This is a genomic window from Amniculibacterium aquaticum (genome assembly GCF_003852705.1).
Classification (GTDB): Bacteria; Bacteroidota; Bacteroidia; order Flavobacteriales; family Weeksellaceae; genus Amniculibacterium; species Amniculibacterium aquaticum.
In genome coordinates, this window is sequence record NZ_REFA01000025.1 from 1 (window position 1) to 18,382 (window position 18,382).

The 18,382-nt window shown below is 37.4% G+C and carries 14 protein-coding genes; 7 read left to right on the top strand and 7 right to left on the bottom strand.

Going from position 1 to position 18,382, the window contains the following annotated elements:
* Positions 1–102 precede the first annotated feature (102 nt).
* The 3 genes from EIY84_RS11825 to EIY84_RS09855 all read right to left on the bottom strand — a co-directional run bounded on the left by EIY84_RS11825 (position 103) and on the right by EIY84_RS09855 (position 2,787).
* The gene (locus EIY84_RS11825; RefSeq protein WP_164472035.1) at positions 103–321 is read right to left on the bottom strand and encodes a hypothetical protein; all 219 of its coding nucleotides are present in this window, start codon (positions 319–321) and stop codon (positions 103–105) included.
* A gap of 59 nt (positions 322–380) precedes the next feature.
* On the bottom strand, positions 381–713 hold the full coding sequence (locus tag EIY84_RS09850; protein WP_124642709.1) for a hypothetical protein: 333 nt from the start codon (positions 711–713) through the stop codon (positions 381–383).
* Positions 714–864: 151 nt separating this feature from the next.
* Entirely contained in the window at positions 865–2,787 is a 1,923-nt protein-coding gene (locus tag EIY84_RS09855; protein WP_124642711.1) for a M1 family aminopeptidase, read from the bottom strand.
* Between the two features lie 97 nt (positions 2,788–2,884).
* On the opposite strand from EIY84_RS09855, the gene dapF reads away from it, so the two are divergent.
* From dapF to EIY84_RS09875, 4 genes are all read left to right on the top strand, one after another.
* On the top strand, positions 2,885–3,661 hold the full coding sequence (gene dapF, locus EIY84_RS09860; protein ID WP_124642713.1) for a diaminopimelate epimerase: 777 nt from the start codon (positions 2,885–2,887) through the stop codon (positions 3,659–3,661).
* A 39-nt stretch (positions 3,662–3,700) separates the two neighbouring features.
* On the top strand, positions 3,701–4,738 hold the full coding sequence (gene mltG / locus EIY84_RS09865; protein WP_124642715.1) for an endolytic transglycosylase MltG: 1,038 nt from the start codon (positions 3,701–3,703) through the stop codon (positions 4,736–4,738).
* Positions 4,739–4,949: 211 nt separating this feature from the next.
* Positions 4,950–7,499, top strand: coding sequence for a TonB-dependent receptor (locus EIY84_RS09870; protein WP_124642718.1), 2,550 nt, complete (start codon positions 4,950–4,952; stop codon positions 7,497–7,499).
* Between the two features lie 302 nt (positions 7,500–7,801).
* Positions 7,802–8,236 (top strand): cold shock domain-containing protein, encoded by a 435-nt coding sequence (locus EIY84_RS09875; protein WP_124642720.1) that lies wholly within the window; start codon positions 7,802–7,804, stop codon positions 8,234–8,236.
* 113 nt (positions 8,237–8,349) lie between these two features.
* On the opposite strand, the gene EIY84_RS09880 is transcribed toward EIY84_RS09875, so the two are convergent.
* Positions 8,350–9,204 (bottom strand): diacylglycerol/lipid kinase family protein, encoded by an 855-nt coding sequence (locus EIY84_RS09880; RefSeq protein WP_124642722.1) that lies wholly within the window; start codon positions 9,202–9,204, stop codon positions 8,350–8,352.
* A gap of 281 nt (positions 9,205–9,485) precedes the next feature.
* Between EIY84_RS09880 and EIY84_RS09885 the strand changes: the two genes are divergently transcribed.
* Entirely contained in the window at positions 9,486–9,725 is a 240-nt protein-coding gene (locus EIY84_RS09885; protein WP_124642724.1) for a TM2 domain-containing protein, read from the top strand.
* A gap of 71 nt (positions 9,726–9,796) precedes the next feature.
* Here the strand turns inward: EIY84_RS09885 and EIY84_RS09890 are convergent, their stop codons facing one another.
* The 3 genes from EIY84_RS09890 to lysS form a co-directional block, all read right to left on the bottom strand.
* Positions 9,797–10,588, bottom strand: a complete 792-nt coding sequence (locus tag EIY84_RS09890) for an RsiV family protein (protein ID WP_124642726.1) — start codon at positions 10,586–10,588, stop codon at positions 9,797–9,799.
* Positions 10,589–10,649: 61 nt separating this feature from the next.
* A complete protein-coding gene (gene gyrB, locus EIY84_RS09895) occupies positions 10,650–12,584 on the bottom strand; it encodes a DNA topoisomerase (ATP-hydrolyzing) subunit B (protein WP_124642728.1) in 1,935 nt (644 codons plus the stop codon).
* A gap of 275 nt (positions 12,585–12,859) precedes the next feature.
* Entirely contained in the window at positions 12,860–14,554 is a 1,695-nt protein-coding gene (lysS, locus tag EIY84_RS09900) for a lysine--tRNA ligase (protein WP_124642730.1), read from the bottom strand.
* Between the two features lie 198 nt (positions 14,555–14,752).
* On the opposite strand from lysS, the gene EIY84_RS09905 reads away from it, so the two are divergent.
* Both EIY84_RS09905 and EIY84_RS09910 read left to right on the top strand, forming a co-directional pair.
* Positions 14,753–15,145, top strand: a complete 393-nt coding sequence (locus tag EIY84_RS09905; protein ID WP_124642732.1) for a hypothetical protein — start codon at positions 14,753–14,755, stop codon at positions 15,143–15,145.
* A gap of 93 nt (positions 15,146–15,238) precedes the next feature.
* Complete coding sequence (locus EIY84_RS09910; protein ID WP_124642734.1) at positions 15,239–18,382, top strand: efflux RND transporter permease subunit; 3,144 nt, start codon at positions 15,239–15,241, stop codon at positions 18,380–18,382.

Below are 18,382 nucleotides of genomic sequence, written 5' to 3' on the forward strand. Positions count from 1 at the left end.
TGAACGCTTGGATAGATAGCTTTAAAGCGCTATTAATACGATATGAAACTAAAGAAAAACATTGGAGGGATTTTCATCTGCTCGCATTCTGTTGTATTTTGATTAGGAAACATTAAACAAGTTCAAAGTATACTTCACAGGTATTTCATCATTTTGTTTAATTTGTCTTTTAATTTCTTCTTTATAGCTGTCCTTCATATTTTCAAAACCATTCCAATTTATTTTAGATTGTGTTACGATTTCGTATTCAACCTTAAGGGATTCTTGACTAAAAAACATTACGCTATAAAACAATCCAAGTATTGTAATAATTTTATTCATAATAATAAAAGAAGACAAGAGAACATCAGATCTCTTGCCTATTCTAAATTGTTTAAAAATTACTTAACCTTTATCAAATATAAAGTTACACCAGCTTTTTCACATGGATAAGTGGTTTCGCAAGATGAAATAATTCTTGTTTCTTTATGAGTTCCTTCTCCATTTTCATTTTCAATTTCAACTTCTTGTTCTGCAACAACAACATCTTTACATTCTTCCATAAAAGCCAAAGCTTCTGTAAAAGAAGTGAAATGAAGGGCTTTCATCTCTTTGCTAAAAGTTTCTGAACTTGTTGAAATTGTGTTTTGTAACAATCTGTTCTGTATTTGGTTTTTTGCAAAACCCAAAGTTGTGCCTGCAAATAATGTTGCAGCTAATAATAATTTTTTCATAGTACTACTTGTTTTGTATTATAGTGGCACGAAACTAAAACTAAAACTAAAACTAAAACTATGCAAATTATTTTTAAACTTTTTACAAAATCAATACTAATTTAGAATGAATGTAGATTATTTCACAATTACATCATTTCCATATCCTCATTTAATTTTTAATAAATTTCAACTTATTGTTTTCAATTTCCAAAATGTAAGTTCCTTTTTCCAATCCCGATACATCTATTGAATTATTGGACTTTATGGTTCCTTTTTTCACCAATTGACCGTTGATATACGAAATTTTAAAATCAGAAATTCCATTCAATCCTTTTACAAACAATTCGTTTTTTGCAGGATTCGGGTACACTACAACACCCGTTATTGCTTCATTCTCTCTCAAAGACAAAGAGGCATCGTATTGTACAGTAGAATTACTTTCCAAAATCTGATGATCGTGATTAAACTCCACAGAAGCCACCTCAAAGGCCGTAGGAACCGTAAAATACTGATTGCTTTCTGTATTTTCCAAACGCACATAAGCCACTTCTCCATTGGTCCCGTTTAGCTTTATGGGCAAAGGCATTTCATAAAAACTAACGGAAGGATGGCTTTGGTTTTGTCCCACCCAAATTGTGATGTTTTGCAAACTTGCAGCTTGTTTCCACTTGATGGTGTAGGTAGGATAGCCCTGTCCATAAATCCAATCGTTAAAAAATTCGGTAAAATCCTTCCCTGTCGATTGCAACAACGAGTTTTTGAGATCAACGGTTTTGGCATATCCGTACGCCAAATTGGGCTGGTTAAGATACTCTTTGACCGCTTGGTAAAACACGGCGTCGCCCAAAATCCACTTCAGCATCCTCACCACAAATCCTCCTTTTGCATAAGTCAACCTCCCACTGAACAGTATGCTCTGATTGCCAAGATTGGCATCTGCAACATAAACAGAACCGCCCACTGCCGAGTTGATGTAATTTTTCTGACCTTGCAAAAACAACAAAAACTCCGAGGGAGTCATCAACAATTTTTCATTCGCCAAATGTTCTCCAAAATTAGCAAAACCTTCGTTCAGCCAAAGATCATTCCAAGCACCACAGGTAATTTTATCTCCAAACCATTGGTGCGCCAGTTCATGGGCAATTACCCTTTTGGGCCAACCGCTCATGGACGACATGGTTTGGTGCTCCATACACACCCCGTTAAATCCAAATTCCATGTGACCGTATTTTTCATTTCGGAAAGGATACGGGCCAAAATAGGTTTCAAAAGTATTCATAATTTGTTTAGTCCAATCGATATCGGCCATCACAGAAGGATTGCCAGCCGTAGTCGGATAGAGATAATTAACAAAAGGAAATGGCGGATTGCCTATCACATCGTTCAGTTTGGTAAAATTGGTGATGGAAAACGCAATAAGATATGCTGCTGTGGGATATTGTGTACGCCAAAATGTAAGTTTAGATCCGGCATTTATAGACTCTAACATCAGCTTACCGTTGGCCGCAACAGAGTATTGCGAAGGTGTGGTAATTTTCATGTCAAAACGATCTATTTTGTCGTTCAAACTTTGCTTTGTCGGAAACCAATCTTGGGCTCCGTAGGGTTCGGAAAGGGTACTCATCACAGGAATTCCATTTTGGGTATGCGTCCCAAAAGCATTGTTGCTGGGATCCGGAATTCCGGAATAATGAACGGTTAACGAGTCCAATGTTCCTGAAGAAATGGGATTGGGGAAATCAATTTTCAACTCTTTACTGGGCAATTGAGAAAAAGTCAAAGCATTCCCATGATACGATACTGCCGATACATTGAGCTGTGTGGTAAAATCAAAATACATGCTCGACATATTGGCATTGGGTTGAAAATGAGAAGTGACCGATGCCGAAATATAATTCACCGCAGGATCCAGACTGGCTTCCAAGCGTTGATATTTCAAATCATAATTGGCCGTATTGGGATTGTTGTTGTACGACAACATCCTTTGGTAATGGCTTCTCCCCTCTTTTTGGGCCAAATCTTCAATGGTAAATTGACCGTACAAATAAGTTTGAAAAAGAACAATTGACAAGATTAGACCTAACTTTTTCATGGGTATTGTTTTGAAAGTAAAGTTAAAAAAATAATCAGTTTGAAAATATTCAAAGGTTTGAAAAGTAAAATCATTATTTTTGTGCATTAATTAATACATGGAAAACACTACTAAATTCTATAAATTTCAAGGTACAGGAAACGATTTTATCATGATCGATAACCGTGATTTAATCTTTCCAAAAAATACAGAAACCATTGCCCGACTTTGCGACCGCCGTTTTGGGATAGGTGGTGACGGACTTATTTTGTTAGAAAACGAAAAAGGCTACGACTTCAAAATGGTCTATTACAATTCCGATGGCAATGAGAGCACCATGTGTGGAAACGGTGGCCGATGTTTGGTTGCTTTTGCCTACATGTTGGATATTTTCGAAGAGCAATGCCATTTTATCGCCATCGATGGGCCACACGATGCCTCCATAGACAACGGCTTGGTACAACTGAAAATGATTGATGTAGATACGGTTGAGGATTTTGAAGGAAACACCGTTCTCAATACCGGTTCTCCACATTTTGTACAAAGGGTAGAAAATCTCAAAGATTACGAAGTTTTTGCAAAAGGAAAAGCCATTAGAAATTCTGAAAAATTTTTAAAAGAAGGCATCAATGTCAATTTTGTAGAAGTATTGGCAGAAAATCAGCTTTTTGTAAGAACCTACGAAAGAGGTGTAGAAGACGAAACCTACAGCTGTGGCACCGGTGTTACGGCATCGGCCATTTCCTATCTTAGAAATAAAAACATGAACGAGGTAAAGGTAAAAGTCTTGGGTGGAAATCTAAAAGTTCGTTTGGAGAAAGATGGAGATTCTTTCAAAAATATTTGGTTGGAAGGGCCTGCCAAATTGGTATTCGAAGGGAAAGTAAATCTTTAGACTTCCTAATTTTTAATCCTGAAAAAAAATATTATTAAAATGAAAAAAGGCTGTGCCATCATTTCCATCATCTTCTTAGTTTTGATACTGCTTGCCGGATTTATTGGATATCCGTATTATAAAAAAAACTATGCAAACAATGTTAAGAAAGAAGGTTTTGTAAAAATTCCAAAAAATTCCAATTTCAAAGCCATTTTGGACTCCATCCGTCCTTTTGTTGATGATATAAAATCTTTTGAAGAAGTAGCCATTACCAAAAAGTTAGCTGAAAATTTCAAAGCCGGACGATATAAGATAGAATCCGGAGCCAGCAACTCCAACTTAATCAACATGATCAAAGCGGGCAACCAAACCGAAGACACTTTCAGGATTGGAGATTTCTTTTCGGTTTACCAAATGATCGGAAGGGTCAGCAAAAAAACCGAAGCCGACTCTTTAGATTTTGCAAAATCTTTCGAAGCCATTGCCAAAGAAAAAGGATTGAAAAATGCCGAAGATCTAAAACCGTATTTCATGATGGATTCCTATAATTTTTATTGGACGGTAAGTCCGGAAGATTTCTTCAAAAAATTCGAAACCCAATACAACGAGTTTTGGACGGCAGATCGAGAAGCTCTCGAAAAAAAATCCGGACTGAGCAGAAGCCAAATTTATGCTCTTGCTTCTATTGTCTATAAAGAATCCGGGGGCAAATCCGACGAAATGAAAACCATTGCCGGGCTCTACATCAATCGTTTTCATAAAGGTATGAAATTGCAAAGTGACCCTACCGTAATCTACGCCGTATTACAATCGGCAAATTTTAGCATTGCTCCAATGAAAAGAGTTTATTACAAAGATTTGAAAAATCCATCTCCGTACAACACTTATGCACATACAGGCATCCCTCCGGGTCCCATCTGCATTCCGAATAAAGACGCTTTGGACGCGGTTTTGAATGCCGAAAAAAACAATTACATCTTCATGTGTGCTGATCCAGAAAGAATTGGTTTCCATAAATTTACAAACAGCGATACCGAGCATGCTGCCAATGCCAAAGCCTATCAAGATTGGTTGAATAAAAATAATGTGAAATAACCTTCAAAATACCAAGACTCAAATGTAACAATTTGAGTTTTTTTGTGACTTATTAGTAGCGATTATCAAAGTATTCTACACGATTTGACCCAGAAAAAACTTCAAAAAAAAATAGGACTACAAAATCCGCTTTGAAAAATAATATAAAAAATCAAATTTTGGTTTAACTTTTGCTAAAAGCAACAATCTATACCCTTAGAAATTTAAAATCATGATACACAAAATAGAGATCTCTTCTCTTATTAAAAGAAAAACTTTGGGGCTTACTTTTTTACTAAGTGCCGCAACCATGGCATTTGCACAACAAAAAGTAGGAGTTTCCGGAAAAGTCGTAAACAAACAAAACCAAGCCGTACCGTACGCTTCAGTAACATTTTCTCACGCATCCAACAAATTGTATAGCGATGCCGTATTAACAGACGAAAAAGGAAATTACAAAATCGATTTGGTACCCGGAAATTATAACATTTCCATAGAAGCCATCGACTACAAAAAAACAACGCTTAGCAACCAATCCATCACCAAAGTTGGTGGTCTGTCGCCTTTTACCATAGAAGCTGAGGCAAGCATTACCAATGTAAAAACCAAAGACATACAAGGAGTGACGATTACCGCTTCATCCAAACCGATGAAAGTGGAAATTGATAAAAAAACCTACGATGTAAAAAGCGACTTAACCGCTATTGGTGGTAACTTGCAAGATGTTTTGCAAAATGTACCTTCCGTAACTGTAGATCCAGACGGAACGGTGAACATGAGAGGAAGCAGCAATGTTAAATTTTTAATTAACGGAAAACCTTCTGCTCTTTTGGGAATTGACGACGGTGCCAATGCCCTGCAATCCATCCCTGCCGACCAAATTGACCGCATCGAAGTCATCACCAACCCTTCTTCCAAATTTGAAGCAGCAGGTACTTCGGGCATCCTGAACATCATCTTAAAAAAATCCAAGAAAGTAGGCTTCAACGGTAGTGTTATCGGTACTTTGGGCTATTTGCCTAAAACCGGACTCAACGCCAACCTAAATTGGAGAAAAGGCAATCTGACCTATTTCCTAAACGGAGGTGGCGGATACAGCGAGAGAGGCGGAAAAGACACCACAGAAACCATTTACAAAAATTTTTCGGCTCCTTTAGATCCTAATCAATCGGCATTGATGAGCCAAAGTCAATATTCTAAAGACGACGGTAGCTTTTCCAATTACAATCTAACGACAGGTTTGGTCTATGATTTTTCGGACAGAACTTCCTTCAACCTTTCCGGTACGGTAAGAGCCATGAATGGAATTGATGACCAAAAACTAACCACTACCGAAAACAGGCTGAACCAAGCAGGTACCTTCCAAAATTTTGGAGTGAGAAAGACCGACGGAGATAGCCGAAATCTAGCTTTCCAAGGAGACATCGGTTTGGATCATAAATTTGATGACAAAGGACAGAATATTGCTGCATCCCTAAGTTTGCAAACCAATAACAGCCACAATAATTCCGAAATTATTGAACACAAAAATTCTCTATTCTTACTAAAAGATACCACGAAAAGAAATTCGACCAACAATTCAGTGGTCGGAAAGGTAGATTATGAGTTGCCAATTGGCGAGAACTCCAAATTGGAAGCGGGATATCGTTTGGACATCAATAAAAACATCTACGATGGATTTGTTGACAGCACCATCCCAAATGCTTTTATGCCCAATTACAACAACTCTACAGATTACAAAGAAATGTTCAATGCAGGGTATGTACAGTTCAAAAGTAAAATTGGCAAGTTTGGATATCAATTGGGATTGAGAAATGAAAACTCACAAATCTCCATCGATTACAAAAACCAAGCTGGACAAAAGATCGACAAAACAAAAAACTACAACGATATTTTCCCAAGCGTTTACATGACCTACGATGTAACCGATAAAAACCAAGTTTTAGTAAACTATACCCGAAGAATTGACAGACCAAGATCCTTCTTCATGGTACCGTTCTCCAGATACAGCAACAACCAAAATATTTTCGAAGGAAACATCGACATGAATCCTTCTTATGTAGATTCCTACGAATTGGGATATTTAATGTCCAGTAAAAAGTTCACACTTAATCCAACTTTGTATTTCAGACACGCCACTGGAGATGACAAATTTTTGGTGTACAGACCGGACGAAAGAGAAAGTGTTTTCTTTACCAAGCCGATTAATTTAGGGACAAACGACAGTTACGGATTGGATCTTAACTTTACATACGATCCTGTAAAATGGTTGAGATTGATGGGAAATGTGGATCTTTACGGATACAAAACCGAGGGTATTGCTCATTATGACATTATCGACCAAAACGGAAATCCATCTGTAGGAACCATGGACTTTACAGGAGATGGTTTCTCATCGAGAGCCAGACTGAGTACAACTTTCAAATTTGACAAAACATTCAGCTTCCAAATGCAAGGTATGTATCGTGGAGGTACAAAAACAGCAAACCAAGAAAGAAAACCATCCTACTCCATGAATCTTGGCTTGTCCAAAACCATTTGGAATGGAGACGGAACCATTTCTGCTAACTTATCCGATGTCTTCAATACCCGTGGGATGAAAACCTACAGCTTTAACAGCGACTATGACAGAAACAGCCATATGCAGTGGATGCCAAGACAATTTACCATATCTTTGACTTACAAATTCAAACAAGGTGAAAAAGTCGAAATTAAGAAACCTAAAAAAGACATCAACAACAACTACGAAGGTGGTGACGAACAAGGTGGTGGAGGAATGTAAACCTGCATTTTAACAAACTATATAGAAACCGTTCAAAGAAATTTGAGCGGTTTTTTAGTGGAAATTTTCTAATTAAAATCACAAAACAAATGCTAAGTTTAAAAGTCGTATATTTGCACAAGAAATAATAAAACAAAACGAAAACTGTTCGTTTCTTTTTAATAAAAAATAATTTCAAAAGGATTATTTTTAAATTTTTCTAAAAACTAATTTTAGGTTTATCTCTTAGGAATCTTCCAACATAGTCCAAAAGGATAAACCCATTTTTCACAAATTACAAACTCTAAATACGATACTTATATATGGCAGATTCTTTCTCTAAAAAAGAAAACTTTAAGAAAAAACTTCAAAAACAAAAAGAGAAATCTCAGAAACGCGAAGAACGAAAAACCCAAAACAACAAAGGAAAAAGTTTGGAAGAAATGTTTTTGTATGTGGATGCTAACGGACAACTGACCTCTACACCGCCTGATGAACAAAACAAAATAGAAATCGACCTAAACGATATCCAATTGGGTGCAGCGCCCATCATCGAGGACAACTCTACACCAACCGGAATTGTTACCTTCATGAGCGACAAAGGCTATGGTTTTATTACCGAAAGCAGCACCAAAGAAAACATTTTCTTTCACGAAAACAATTGTGCACAACCGGTTAAGAAAGGCAATAAAGTTTCTTTTGACAAAGAAAAATCTCCAAAAGGTTTCTCGGCCGTTAACATTCAGATTGTTAAATAACCGCAGGATTACCAATACAAAATTGAAAGCCATCCATTTTTTTGGATGGCTTTTATTTGAACGAATGTTTGGTAAACAATAATCTGCGTTAGAAAACGAAGGCTCAACTACCCTTAATCACACAAAATTCTTAAACTTTTGGGTAAAATCTTTACAGATACCGGAGAGGCTATCGAATTGAATTCTCCATCGAGATGCCAAAGTTCAGAATCGACCTCGAATTCGATTTCAGATGCAGAAATGTACTGCAAATATCGATTCGGAATAAGTTTTTTGGTGAACATTCTGTAGGCAAAAGAAGCGGCATGAGAGAACGGAAACTTCTTGACCAAAGCCAACTCCAACAAGCCATCGCTGTGACTGGCTTGGGGTGCTATATAGGCGTGGTTGCCAAATTGTCGGGTATTGGCCACATTTACCATCAGGTATTTTCCGTTATGCGATTGGTGTTTTTCATCCAAAAACTTTACGGTAATCGGTTTGTATTTAAAAAAAGTTTTTAAAGATACTTTAATATAATTTTGAAATCCTCTGGAGGTTTTCTCAAAGGCTTCAATAACTGCCCCATCAAAACCTACACCCGCAACATTTATGGAAAATCTGTTGTTGATGGTAAAGGTATCTATTTCCTGAAAATTCTTAGTCTCCAATTTCTTCAACAGACCTTTAACATCTTTGTTGAATTTGGTTTCATTGGCAAAACCATTTCCTGAACCCATGGGGAAAACCGCTAATATTTTTGGGGTATTAATCAATGTTTGAGCTACTGTAGATATGGTTCCGTCCCCACCGACAGCCACAAAAACATCCACAAAATCCATTTGATTCTGAATAAATTCTTTGGTCCCCTCAATGGATTTAGAAATATAAACCAAAGCTTGGGCATTGTAATTTTTAATCTGATCCAGAAAAGGCTGATAATTTCCTTTGGACGAATTGGGATTAATGATAAAAGCGACTCTTTGCATGGGACAAAAATAAATAAAAACAACCAAAATCATAAAAACTTTCGACTGAATGGCTTAAATAAGAAGTCACAAACTTACATTTGGGTCTGCAGCGGATACGAATTTTAGTTTACGAAATGACGGAATACTATTAAAATCCTATCTTTCCTACACTTACTGCAGTTGCAGTTTTTTTTCGAAAACACCAATTTTACGCTTTATATTAATACTATTTAATCAAATTAACTGTACATATTTGTAAAAAAAACATTATATTTGATAAAATTATTACAATTAAACACATGGAACAACAAGAAAACAAAAAAGTATTGGCTGGAATTTTAGCCATTTTATTAGGTGGATTTGGCGTACACAAATTTATTTTAGGATACACGAAAGAAGGACTAATACAATTAGGTCTAACGATAGTAACTTGTGGTATTGCTAGCGTACTTGGATTAGTTGAAGGTATCATCTACCTCACCAAAACCGATGAAGAATTTTACAAAACCTACCAAGAAGGTAGAAAAGGATGGTTTTAGAAAATTTATAACACAAAAAAGCGATGGAGTATTCAAAACTTCATCGCTTTTTTTGTTTTTAGATGTTCCAATTATTTGGAATTCGTTCTTTGTACAAAAGATTCTTTTAGATCGGCTTTAATATCTTTAAACGGTACCGAAATCTTCACCACTCCAGCTGCGTAAGCCGTAATTTCGTATTGATTGTACACGAAGGTTATTTGGTCTTTATCAAAATAAAAATTATTATTCAATTCTATTTTGTCCACCAAAAGCATTTCTTTTTGATCTTTGTTAACAAAATGATCCATCAAAATTTTTGACCATTTGGCATCTTTTGGATTATTAAAAACATCATTTTGCGAAATGACTTTGTTATCTTTCAGATCAAAAACTTTATAGTTTTCAAAATAATATCCATGAGCACCTCCAGAAAAACCATCGCCAAAATAAGAAAGTGTTAAAATATCGTTGGTATTGGACACCAATTTCATACTGGAGTTGTCCCACCAAGTTTGTTCAAAATCAGGCTGATAAGATGTATCTCCACTTTTTGCTTGAGACAATGCGGTTTTAACTTCTTTTTCCAAATAATGCTGCATGGAAGCCTTGTCATATCCCTCAAATTTTAATTGAGTAGGAGCATAAATACTGTCCAATACCGTTTTATTTTTAAGGGTCGGAAATACCAAGACCTGAACCGATTTGGCAGACTTTAAGGTTTTAGATACCACAACTGAATCGGCAACTTTTACCGAATCTATTTTAAAAGATTCAACTTGTTCTGTTTTTGATTCGGTAGAGCCATTTTTAGGCGGATCCACCGTCTTCTTGCAGGAGTAAATTCCCAAAGCAAGTACCAATGCAATACTTAATTTTTTCATGAATTGTAATTTTATTTAAAAATACAAAAACCTACCAATTCGGTAGGTCTTTGTGACTTTTTTATGCGTCAATTTTTGCATAGATGGCATTTTTCTCGATGAACTCTCGTCGTGGTGGGACTTCGTCGCCCATCAACATGGAGAATACATTATCGGCTTCAGCAAGACTTTCGATGGTTACTTGCTTCAGAATTCTATTTTCAGGATTTAAAGTGGTTTCCCAAAGTTGCTCCGGATTCATTTCCCCAAGACCTTTGTATCGTTGTACTTCTACTCCTTTTCCGTCAGGAGACATTTCCAAAGTTTTTTCTTCCCTCTCCTTTTCGTTGTAGGCGTAGATTTTTTTATTTCCTTTTTTCAACAAATACAACGGCGGTTGTGCAATGTAAATGTATCCGTTCTCGATCAATTCCTTCATGTATCTGAAGAAGAAAGTCAGGATAAGCGTAGAAATGTGAGAACCATCGATATCGGCATCGGTCATGATCACGATTTTATGATATCTTAGTTTACTCATATTCAAAGCTTTGCTATCCTCTTCTGTACCCACAGAAACACCAAGTGCGGTGTAGATGTTTTTAATTTCTTCGTTGTCGTACACTTTGTGCAACATGGATTTTTCCACATTTAGGATTTTACCTCTTAATGGAAGAATTGCTTGAAAATGACGGTCACGACCTTGTTTTGCCGTACCACCTGCGGAATCCCCTTCGACTAAGAAAATTTCAGAAATTGCAGGATCTTTAGACGAGCAGTCTGAAAGTTTCCCTGGAAGTCCAGAGCCACCCATGGGTGATTTTCTCTGAACCATCTCCCTGGCTTTTTTCGCTGCTTGTCTTGCTTTTGCTGCTAAGACTACTTTTTGTACGATGGTTTTTGCTTCGTTTGGATTTTCTTCCAAGAAATTGCTCAGCATTTCGCCCACAATTTTATCCACAGCACCAGAAACTTCTGAGTTTCCTAATTTTGTTTTTGTTTGACCTTCGAATTGAGGTTCCATTACTTTTACAGAAATCACCGCTGTAAGACCTTCTCGGAAGTCGTCTCCGGTAACTTCTACTTTTTCTTTTTGTGGAATTCCCAATTCATCGGCATATTTTTTCAGTGTACGGGTCAATGCTCTACGGAAACCTGCCAAATGCGTTCCCCCCTCATGAGTATTGATGTTGTTGACATAAGAATGCAGGTTTTCGTTGAACGAAGTGTTGTATCTCATGGCAACTTCAACCGGGATATCGTCTCTTTCGCCCTCCATGAAAATTACATTTTCCATGATGGCTTCACGATTCCCGTCAATGTATTGTACAAATTCTTTCAAACCGCCTTCAGAATGGAAAACTTCTTTTCTAAACGACCCGTCTTCCAGAGCCACTCTTTCATCGGAAAGGGTGATGGTAATTCCTTTATTCAAATAAGATAATTCACGAAGTCTGCTTGCTAAGGTATCGTAATTGTACACCAATTCGGTAAAAATGGTATCGTCCGGTTGGAAGAATTGTTTGGTACCGCGATAATCGCTGTTCCCAACTTGTTCTACACCGGTCTGAGCTTTCCCTCTTGAATATACTTGCTGATACACATTTCCATCACGGTAAACGGTAGTAATCATTTCGGTTGAAAGGGCATTAACACAAGAAACCCCAACCCCGTGAAGACCTCCGGAAACTTTATAGGAATCTTTGTCGAACTTACCTCCAGCACCAATTTTGGTCATTACCACTTCCAATGCCGATTTTTGTTCCTTCTCGTGGAAATCAACAGGAATACCACGCCCGTTGTCCATGACTTCAATTCCGTTGTTTTCTTTGATGGTTACCGAAATGGTATCGCAATATCCTGCCAAAGCCTCGTCGATGGAGTTATCCACCACCTCATACACCAAATGGTGAAGGCCTCTAAGACCTACATCACCAATGTACATGGATGGACGCATACGAACATGCTCCATGCCTTCCAAAGCCTGAATACTGCTTGCTGTATATTGTTTGTTGCTCATAATATTTTTTAGATTTTAGACTGTGAATTTTAAGAAAACAACGCGATTGAAATCCAATAAAACTTTCTATTTTATCAACATTTGCAGTCTACTTATTTTTTTAAAATGCTTACAAATATCGTGTTTTTTTTTGAGATATAAAAGTAGAAATTCAAATGAAAAAGCGAATTTTTAACCTTAATTTTATTTCAAATATCGAAAACAAAAAAGCGAACCGAAGTTCGCTTTTATATTAAGGTTTCATAATCCGCTTGGGACTGTTGTTTTCAAAAGTTTTACATCATTTGCATCAATAAAACTTCATCAACTTTATCCACTTTTACGATATTGTTTTTGGTTAAATTTTTTGAAGCTTTGTCCCATTTTTTTCCGGACAATCCCGATTTGTCTTTGATCTCGGACAATGGATATTGATCTCCGGATTTCAACAATTCTACAATAACCTTTTCATCCTCTCCCAATTCTACGGTTGGCGCAGCTTTTTCAGGACGCATTTGTGGGAAGAACAATACTTCTTGAATGGATTGCTGATTGGTCAAAAACATGATCAGCCTGTCCATACCAATTCCCAAACCGGAAGTTGGCGGCATACCGTATTCCAAGGCTCTCAAGAAATCTTGATCGATAAACATGGCTTCGTCATCGCCTCTTTCAGAAAGGGCCATTTGAGCTTCAAATCGTTCTCTTTGGTCGATAGGATCGTTCAATTCGGAATAGGCATTGGCAACTTCTTTACCACAAACCATTAATTCAAACCTCTCGGTTAATCCTTCTTTTGAACGGTGTTTCTTGGTTAGTGGTGACATCTCGATCGGATAATCCGTGATGAATGTCGGTTGTATGAAGTTACCTTCACATTTTTCACCAAAAATTTCATCAATCAATTTACCTTTACCCATGGTTTCATTAACCTCGATACCGATGGATTCTGCAAAAATTCTTAATTCGTCTTCTGTTTTACCGGTAATATCAAAACCTGTAAATCTCTCGATGGCCTCCTGCATGGACACTCTTGGGTACGGTGCTTTCCAATTGATGGTGTGCTCACCAAACTGCGATTCGGATGTACCGTTAACCGCAACTGCGCAACTTTCCAACAATTTTTCAGTGAAATCCATCATCCAGTTGTAGTCTTTGTAGGCTACATAAATTTCCATAGCGGTAAATTCCGGATTGTGAGTCCTGTCCATTCCTTCGTTTCTGAAGTTTTTGGAGAATTCATACACTCCATCAAAACCACCTACGATCAGTCTTTTGAGATACAATTCGTTGGCGATACGCATGTACAAAGGAATATCCAAAGCGTTGTGATGTGTCATAAAAGGTCGTGCTGCAGCACCACCAGGAATGGCTTGTAAAATTGGAGTTTCGACCTCGAAATATCCTGCATTGTTAAAATATGACCTCATGGCGTTGAACAACTTGGTTCTTTTCACGAAAATTTCTTTTACATGAGGGTTTACCGTAAGATCCACATAGCGTTGTCTGTATCTTAGTTCAGGATCATTGAATGCATCGTGTACCACTCCATTTTCATCGGTTTTTGCAATTGGAAGTGGACGAAGAGATTTGGTCAAAAGTTTGAAACCTTTCACCATCACCGTCATCTCTCCTACTTGGGTTTTGAACAATTCTCCTTCTATACCGATGATGTCACCGATATCCAAAAGATGCTTGTACACTTCGTTATACAAGTCTTTATCATCTCCAGGACAGATTTCGTCACGGTTGAAATACACTTGGATTTTACCGTCCGAATCTTGCAACTCAGCAAAACTTGCTTTTCCTTGGATTCTTCTGGACATCAATCTACCGGCAATTTGCACCTTTTTATTTTCCTCAAAGTTTTCCTTTATGGTTTTGGTGGTATCGCTTATGGTATATTCTTCTGCCGGAAAAGCATCAATTCCTAGGGCATTCAGCTTGTTTAGTTTTTCTCTACGGATAATTTCCTGTTCTGATAAAGACATTTTCTATTGATTTTATAAGTCTGCAAAATTAATGAATTTTCAGAAACATTGATTGATATAAATGTCGTTTTTAGTTTCAAATTTTGATAAATCTTAAAAAGTAGTAGAACCCCGTTTTTCTAAAGTGATTAAAATTTCATTAAAACCGAAACATTAAGTCTAAATTTTATTAATTTTGCAAAGATGATTTGAAGCTTAATGAAAAAATGGATTTCATATATTTTGATTGTGGTTTACCTCTTTACTTTTTCAGAGGTCAAGCAATTATTGAAAATTCCTAATCTTATTGAGCATTATTTCACGCACAGTCAAAAAGACAGCAGCACCACCATTTTTTCATTCCTTAAGATGCATTATTTAGAGGATCATGGAAAAGATGCCGACTACAAAGAGGATATGAAATTGCCTTTCAAAACACACGACAACCAATGTCATGCGATTTCTTCATCCACAACTACTCCACCAAAATCTTTTGAATTTTCTTTTGAAAATCATTTCTACGCTGAAAGTACCAAATCCAATTTCGGATATATTGAATCCATTACTTCACAAAAAATACATAGCGTTTTCCGACCTCCTGTAAGGGCATAAATTTCTAAAAATACTTCAACCCAACATTGAAGTTGTACTGTTGTAGCTTTTGCAATAGTATTTCCTATTATTTATCATTTAGAAATTTAGAAAATGCTTAATAAAATCATTCAATTTTCTATCCACAACAAACTGATTATCGGTTTGTTCACACTTGGATTGATCTTATTCGGAATATATGAACTGAAAAAACTCCCTATCGATGCAGTTCCGGATATTACAGACAACCAAGTTCAGATCATAACCACTTCACCCAGCCTTGGAGCGCCAGATGTAGAGCGATTTATCACTTATCCTTTGGAACAGGCCAACAGCAATATTCAGGGCATCAAGCAAATGAGAAGTTTCTCTCGATTCGGATTGTCCGTTATCACCATCGTATTTCATGATGATGTCGATATCTATTGGGCAAGACAACAGGTTGCGGAACGGTTGCAACAAGCCACCAAAGACATTCCTGAAAGTCTTGGCACACCAAGTATGGCTCCCATAACAACAGGGTTGGGAGAAATTTACCAATATATTTTGCGACCAAAAACAGGTTATGAACATCGATTTGATGACATGAAACTCCGAACCATACAAGATTGGTTGGTAAGGAAACAACTGCTCGGAACTCCTGGCGTTGCCGATGTAGCCAGTTTTGGTGGCGAACTAAAACAATATGAAGTTGCCGTAAACCCATCCACTTTAAAATCCATGGGCGTTACGATGACTGAAGTTTTTGAAGCCCTACAAAACAACAACCAAAATACCGGTGGTGCTTATATAGAAAAAGGTCCACGGGTTTTATTCATCCGAACCGAAGGATTGATGGGTAAAATTGCCGACATCGAAAATACAGTCATTAAAAATTTACCTGACGGAACCCCAATTTTAGTGAAAAATATTGGAAAAGTACAATATGGAAAGGCCATACGATACGGAGCCATGACCTACAACGGAAAAGGTGAAGTTGCCGGCGCCGTGGTGATGATGATGAAAGGTGGAAACTCCAGTCAAGTCATAAAAGATGTTAAAACCAAGATTGAAGAAATACAAAAAACCTTACCTGAAGGTGTGAAAATAGAACCTTTCTTGGATCGAACGAAAATGGTGGACAATGCCATTTCTACAGTAACCACCAATCTTTTGGAAGGCGCATTAATCGTGATTTTTGTTTTGGTCTTGTTCTTAGGAAATCTTAGGGCTGGACTTTTAGTCGCCTCAGTAATCCCACTGTCCATGCTGTTTGCCATCATCATGATGAATATTTTTGGAGTGTCTGGAAACCTGATGAGCCTAGGTGCTTTGGATTTTGGTTTGATTGTCGATGGTGCGGTAATTATTGTAGAAGCCGTACTACACAAATTGTATTTTGATAAAAGCAAAACCATTGGGAAAATTTCGCAAAAAGAAATGGATACCGATGTCTATTCCTCGGCCAGTAAAATGATGAACTCCGCAGTGTTCGGACAAATCATCATCCTGATTGTTTATTTACCAATTCTCACTTTGCAAGGTATTGAAGGAAAAATGTTCAAACCCATGGCACAAACAGTCATCTTTGCTTTGTTGGGAGCGTTCATCTTATCACTGACCTATATCCCAATGATGAGCACACTTTTCCTTTCCAAGAAAACGACCCACAAAAAAAACATTTCCGACAGGATGATGGGAAAATTGGAGAGCATCTATTTGAAAACATTGGATAAAGTCCTAAAAATTCCGAATTATCTGATGATTACAGCAGTCGGTTTATTCATCATTTCATTGTTGGTAATGAGCCGTTTGGGAGGAGAGTTCATCCCCAATCTGCCGGAAGGTGATTTCGCTGTGGAAACTCGAGTATTGCCAGGGTCAAATCTAAAAACTTCTACGGATGCTGTCTTGAAAGCACAACAAGTGTTGTTGAAAAAATTTCCAGAAATTGAAAAAATTGTAGGAAAAACCGGAAGCAGCGAAATCCCAACCGATCCCATGCCTATTGATGCCAGCGATATGATGGTCATCCTAAAACCCAGAAAAGAATGGACCTCGGCAAAAACTTACGACGAACTCTCCGAGAAAATGACAGCAGAACTGAAAAAAAATCTCATAGGGACTACTTTTTCTTTCCAATATCCTGTCGCCATGAGGTTTAACGAACTGATGACCGGTGCCAGACAAGATGTGGTGTGTAAAATTTTTGGTGAAAACCTAGATACTTTAAAAGTCTATGCCGATAAGTTGGGTGAAATTTCTAAAAAAATAGACGGCGCACAAAATATTTTTGTTGAACCCATTTCCGGAATGCCACAAATCGTTATCACCTACAACCGAGATGCCCTCTCCCAATACGGATTGAATGTGAATACCGTAAATAATTTGGTCAATACCGCTTTTGCAGGGCAAACAACAGGATCGGTTTTCGAAGAAGAAAAACGATTCGATTTGGTGGTTCGTTTGGACGGCGAACAAAGAAAAAACATAGATGATGTCAATAATTTATTGATCACAACACCTTCAGGAACCGAGATCCCGCTTAGCTCTGTAGCTCAAGTAGAACTGAAAGAAAGTGTAAACCAAATACAAAGAGAAAATGCACAACGAAGGATTTTTGTAGGATTCAATGTGAAAAATCGTGACATACAATCTACGGTAGAGGATTTGCAAAAAGCTGTGGAAAAAAATCTAAAACTACCTGCAGGTTACAGCATAAAATATGGCGGTACTTTTGAAAACCTACAAGAGGCCCAATCCCGTCTGTCCATTGCAGTTCCCATCAGTCTTTTACTTATTTTGTTGATGCTTTATTTTGCATTCAACTCGGTCAAATACGGGTTGTTAATTTTCACTGCCATTCCACTTTCTGCCATTGGCGGAATATTTGCCCTTTGGTTACGAGATATGAATTTCAGCATCTCTGCGGGGGTCGGATTCATCGCCTTATTTGGGGTTGCGGTATTGAATGGAATTGTTTTGGTTGCAGAATTTAATCGACAAAAATTACAAGTTTCTGATCTGAAAGAAGTGGTAAAATTAGGAGGAAAAAACCGATTGCGCCCTGTTCTGATGACGGCTTTCGTAGCGTCGCTCGGATTTTTACCCATGGCGATCAGTCAAGGCGAAGGAGCAGAAGTCCAAAGACCTTTAGCCACCGTAGTTATCGGAGGTTTGCTTTTGGCAACTTTCCTCACTTTATTTCTTTTGCCCATCACCTACATTTGGTTTGAAAATCATTTGAACAAAAAGGAAAAGAAAATCACAACCGATTAA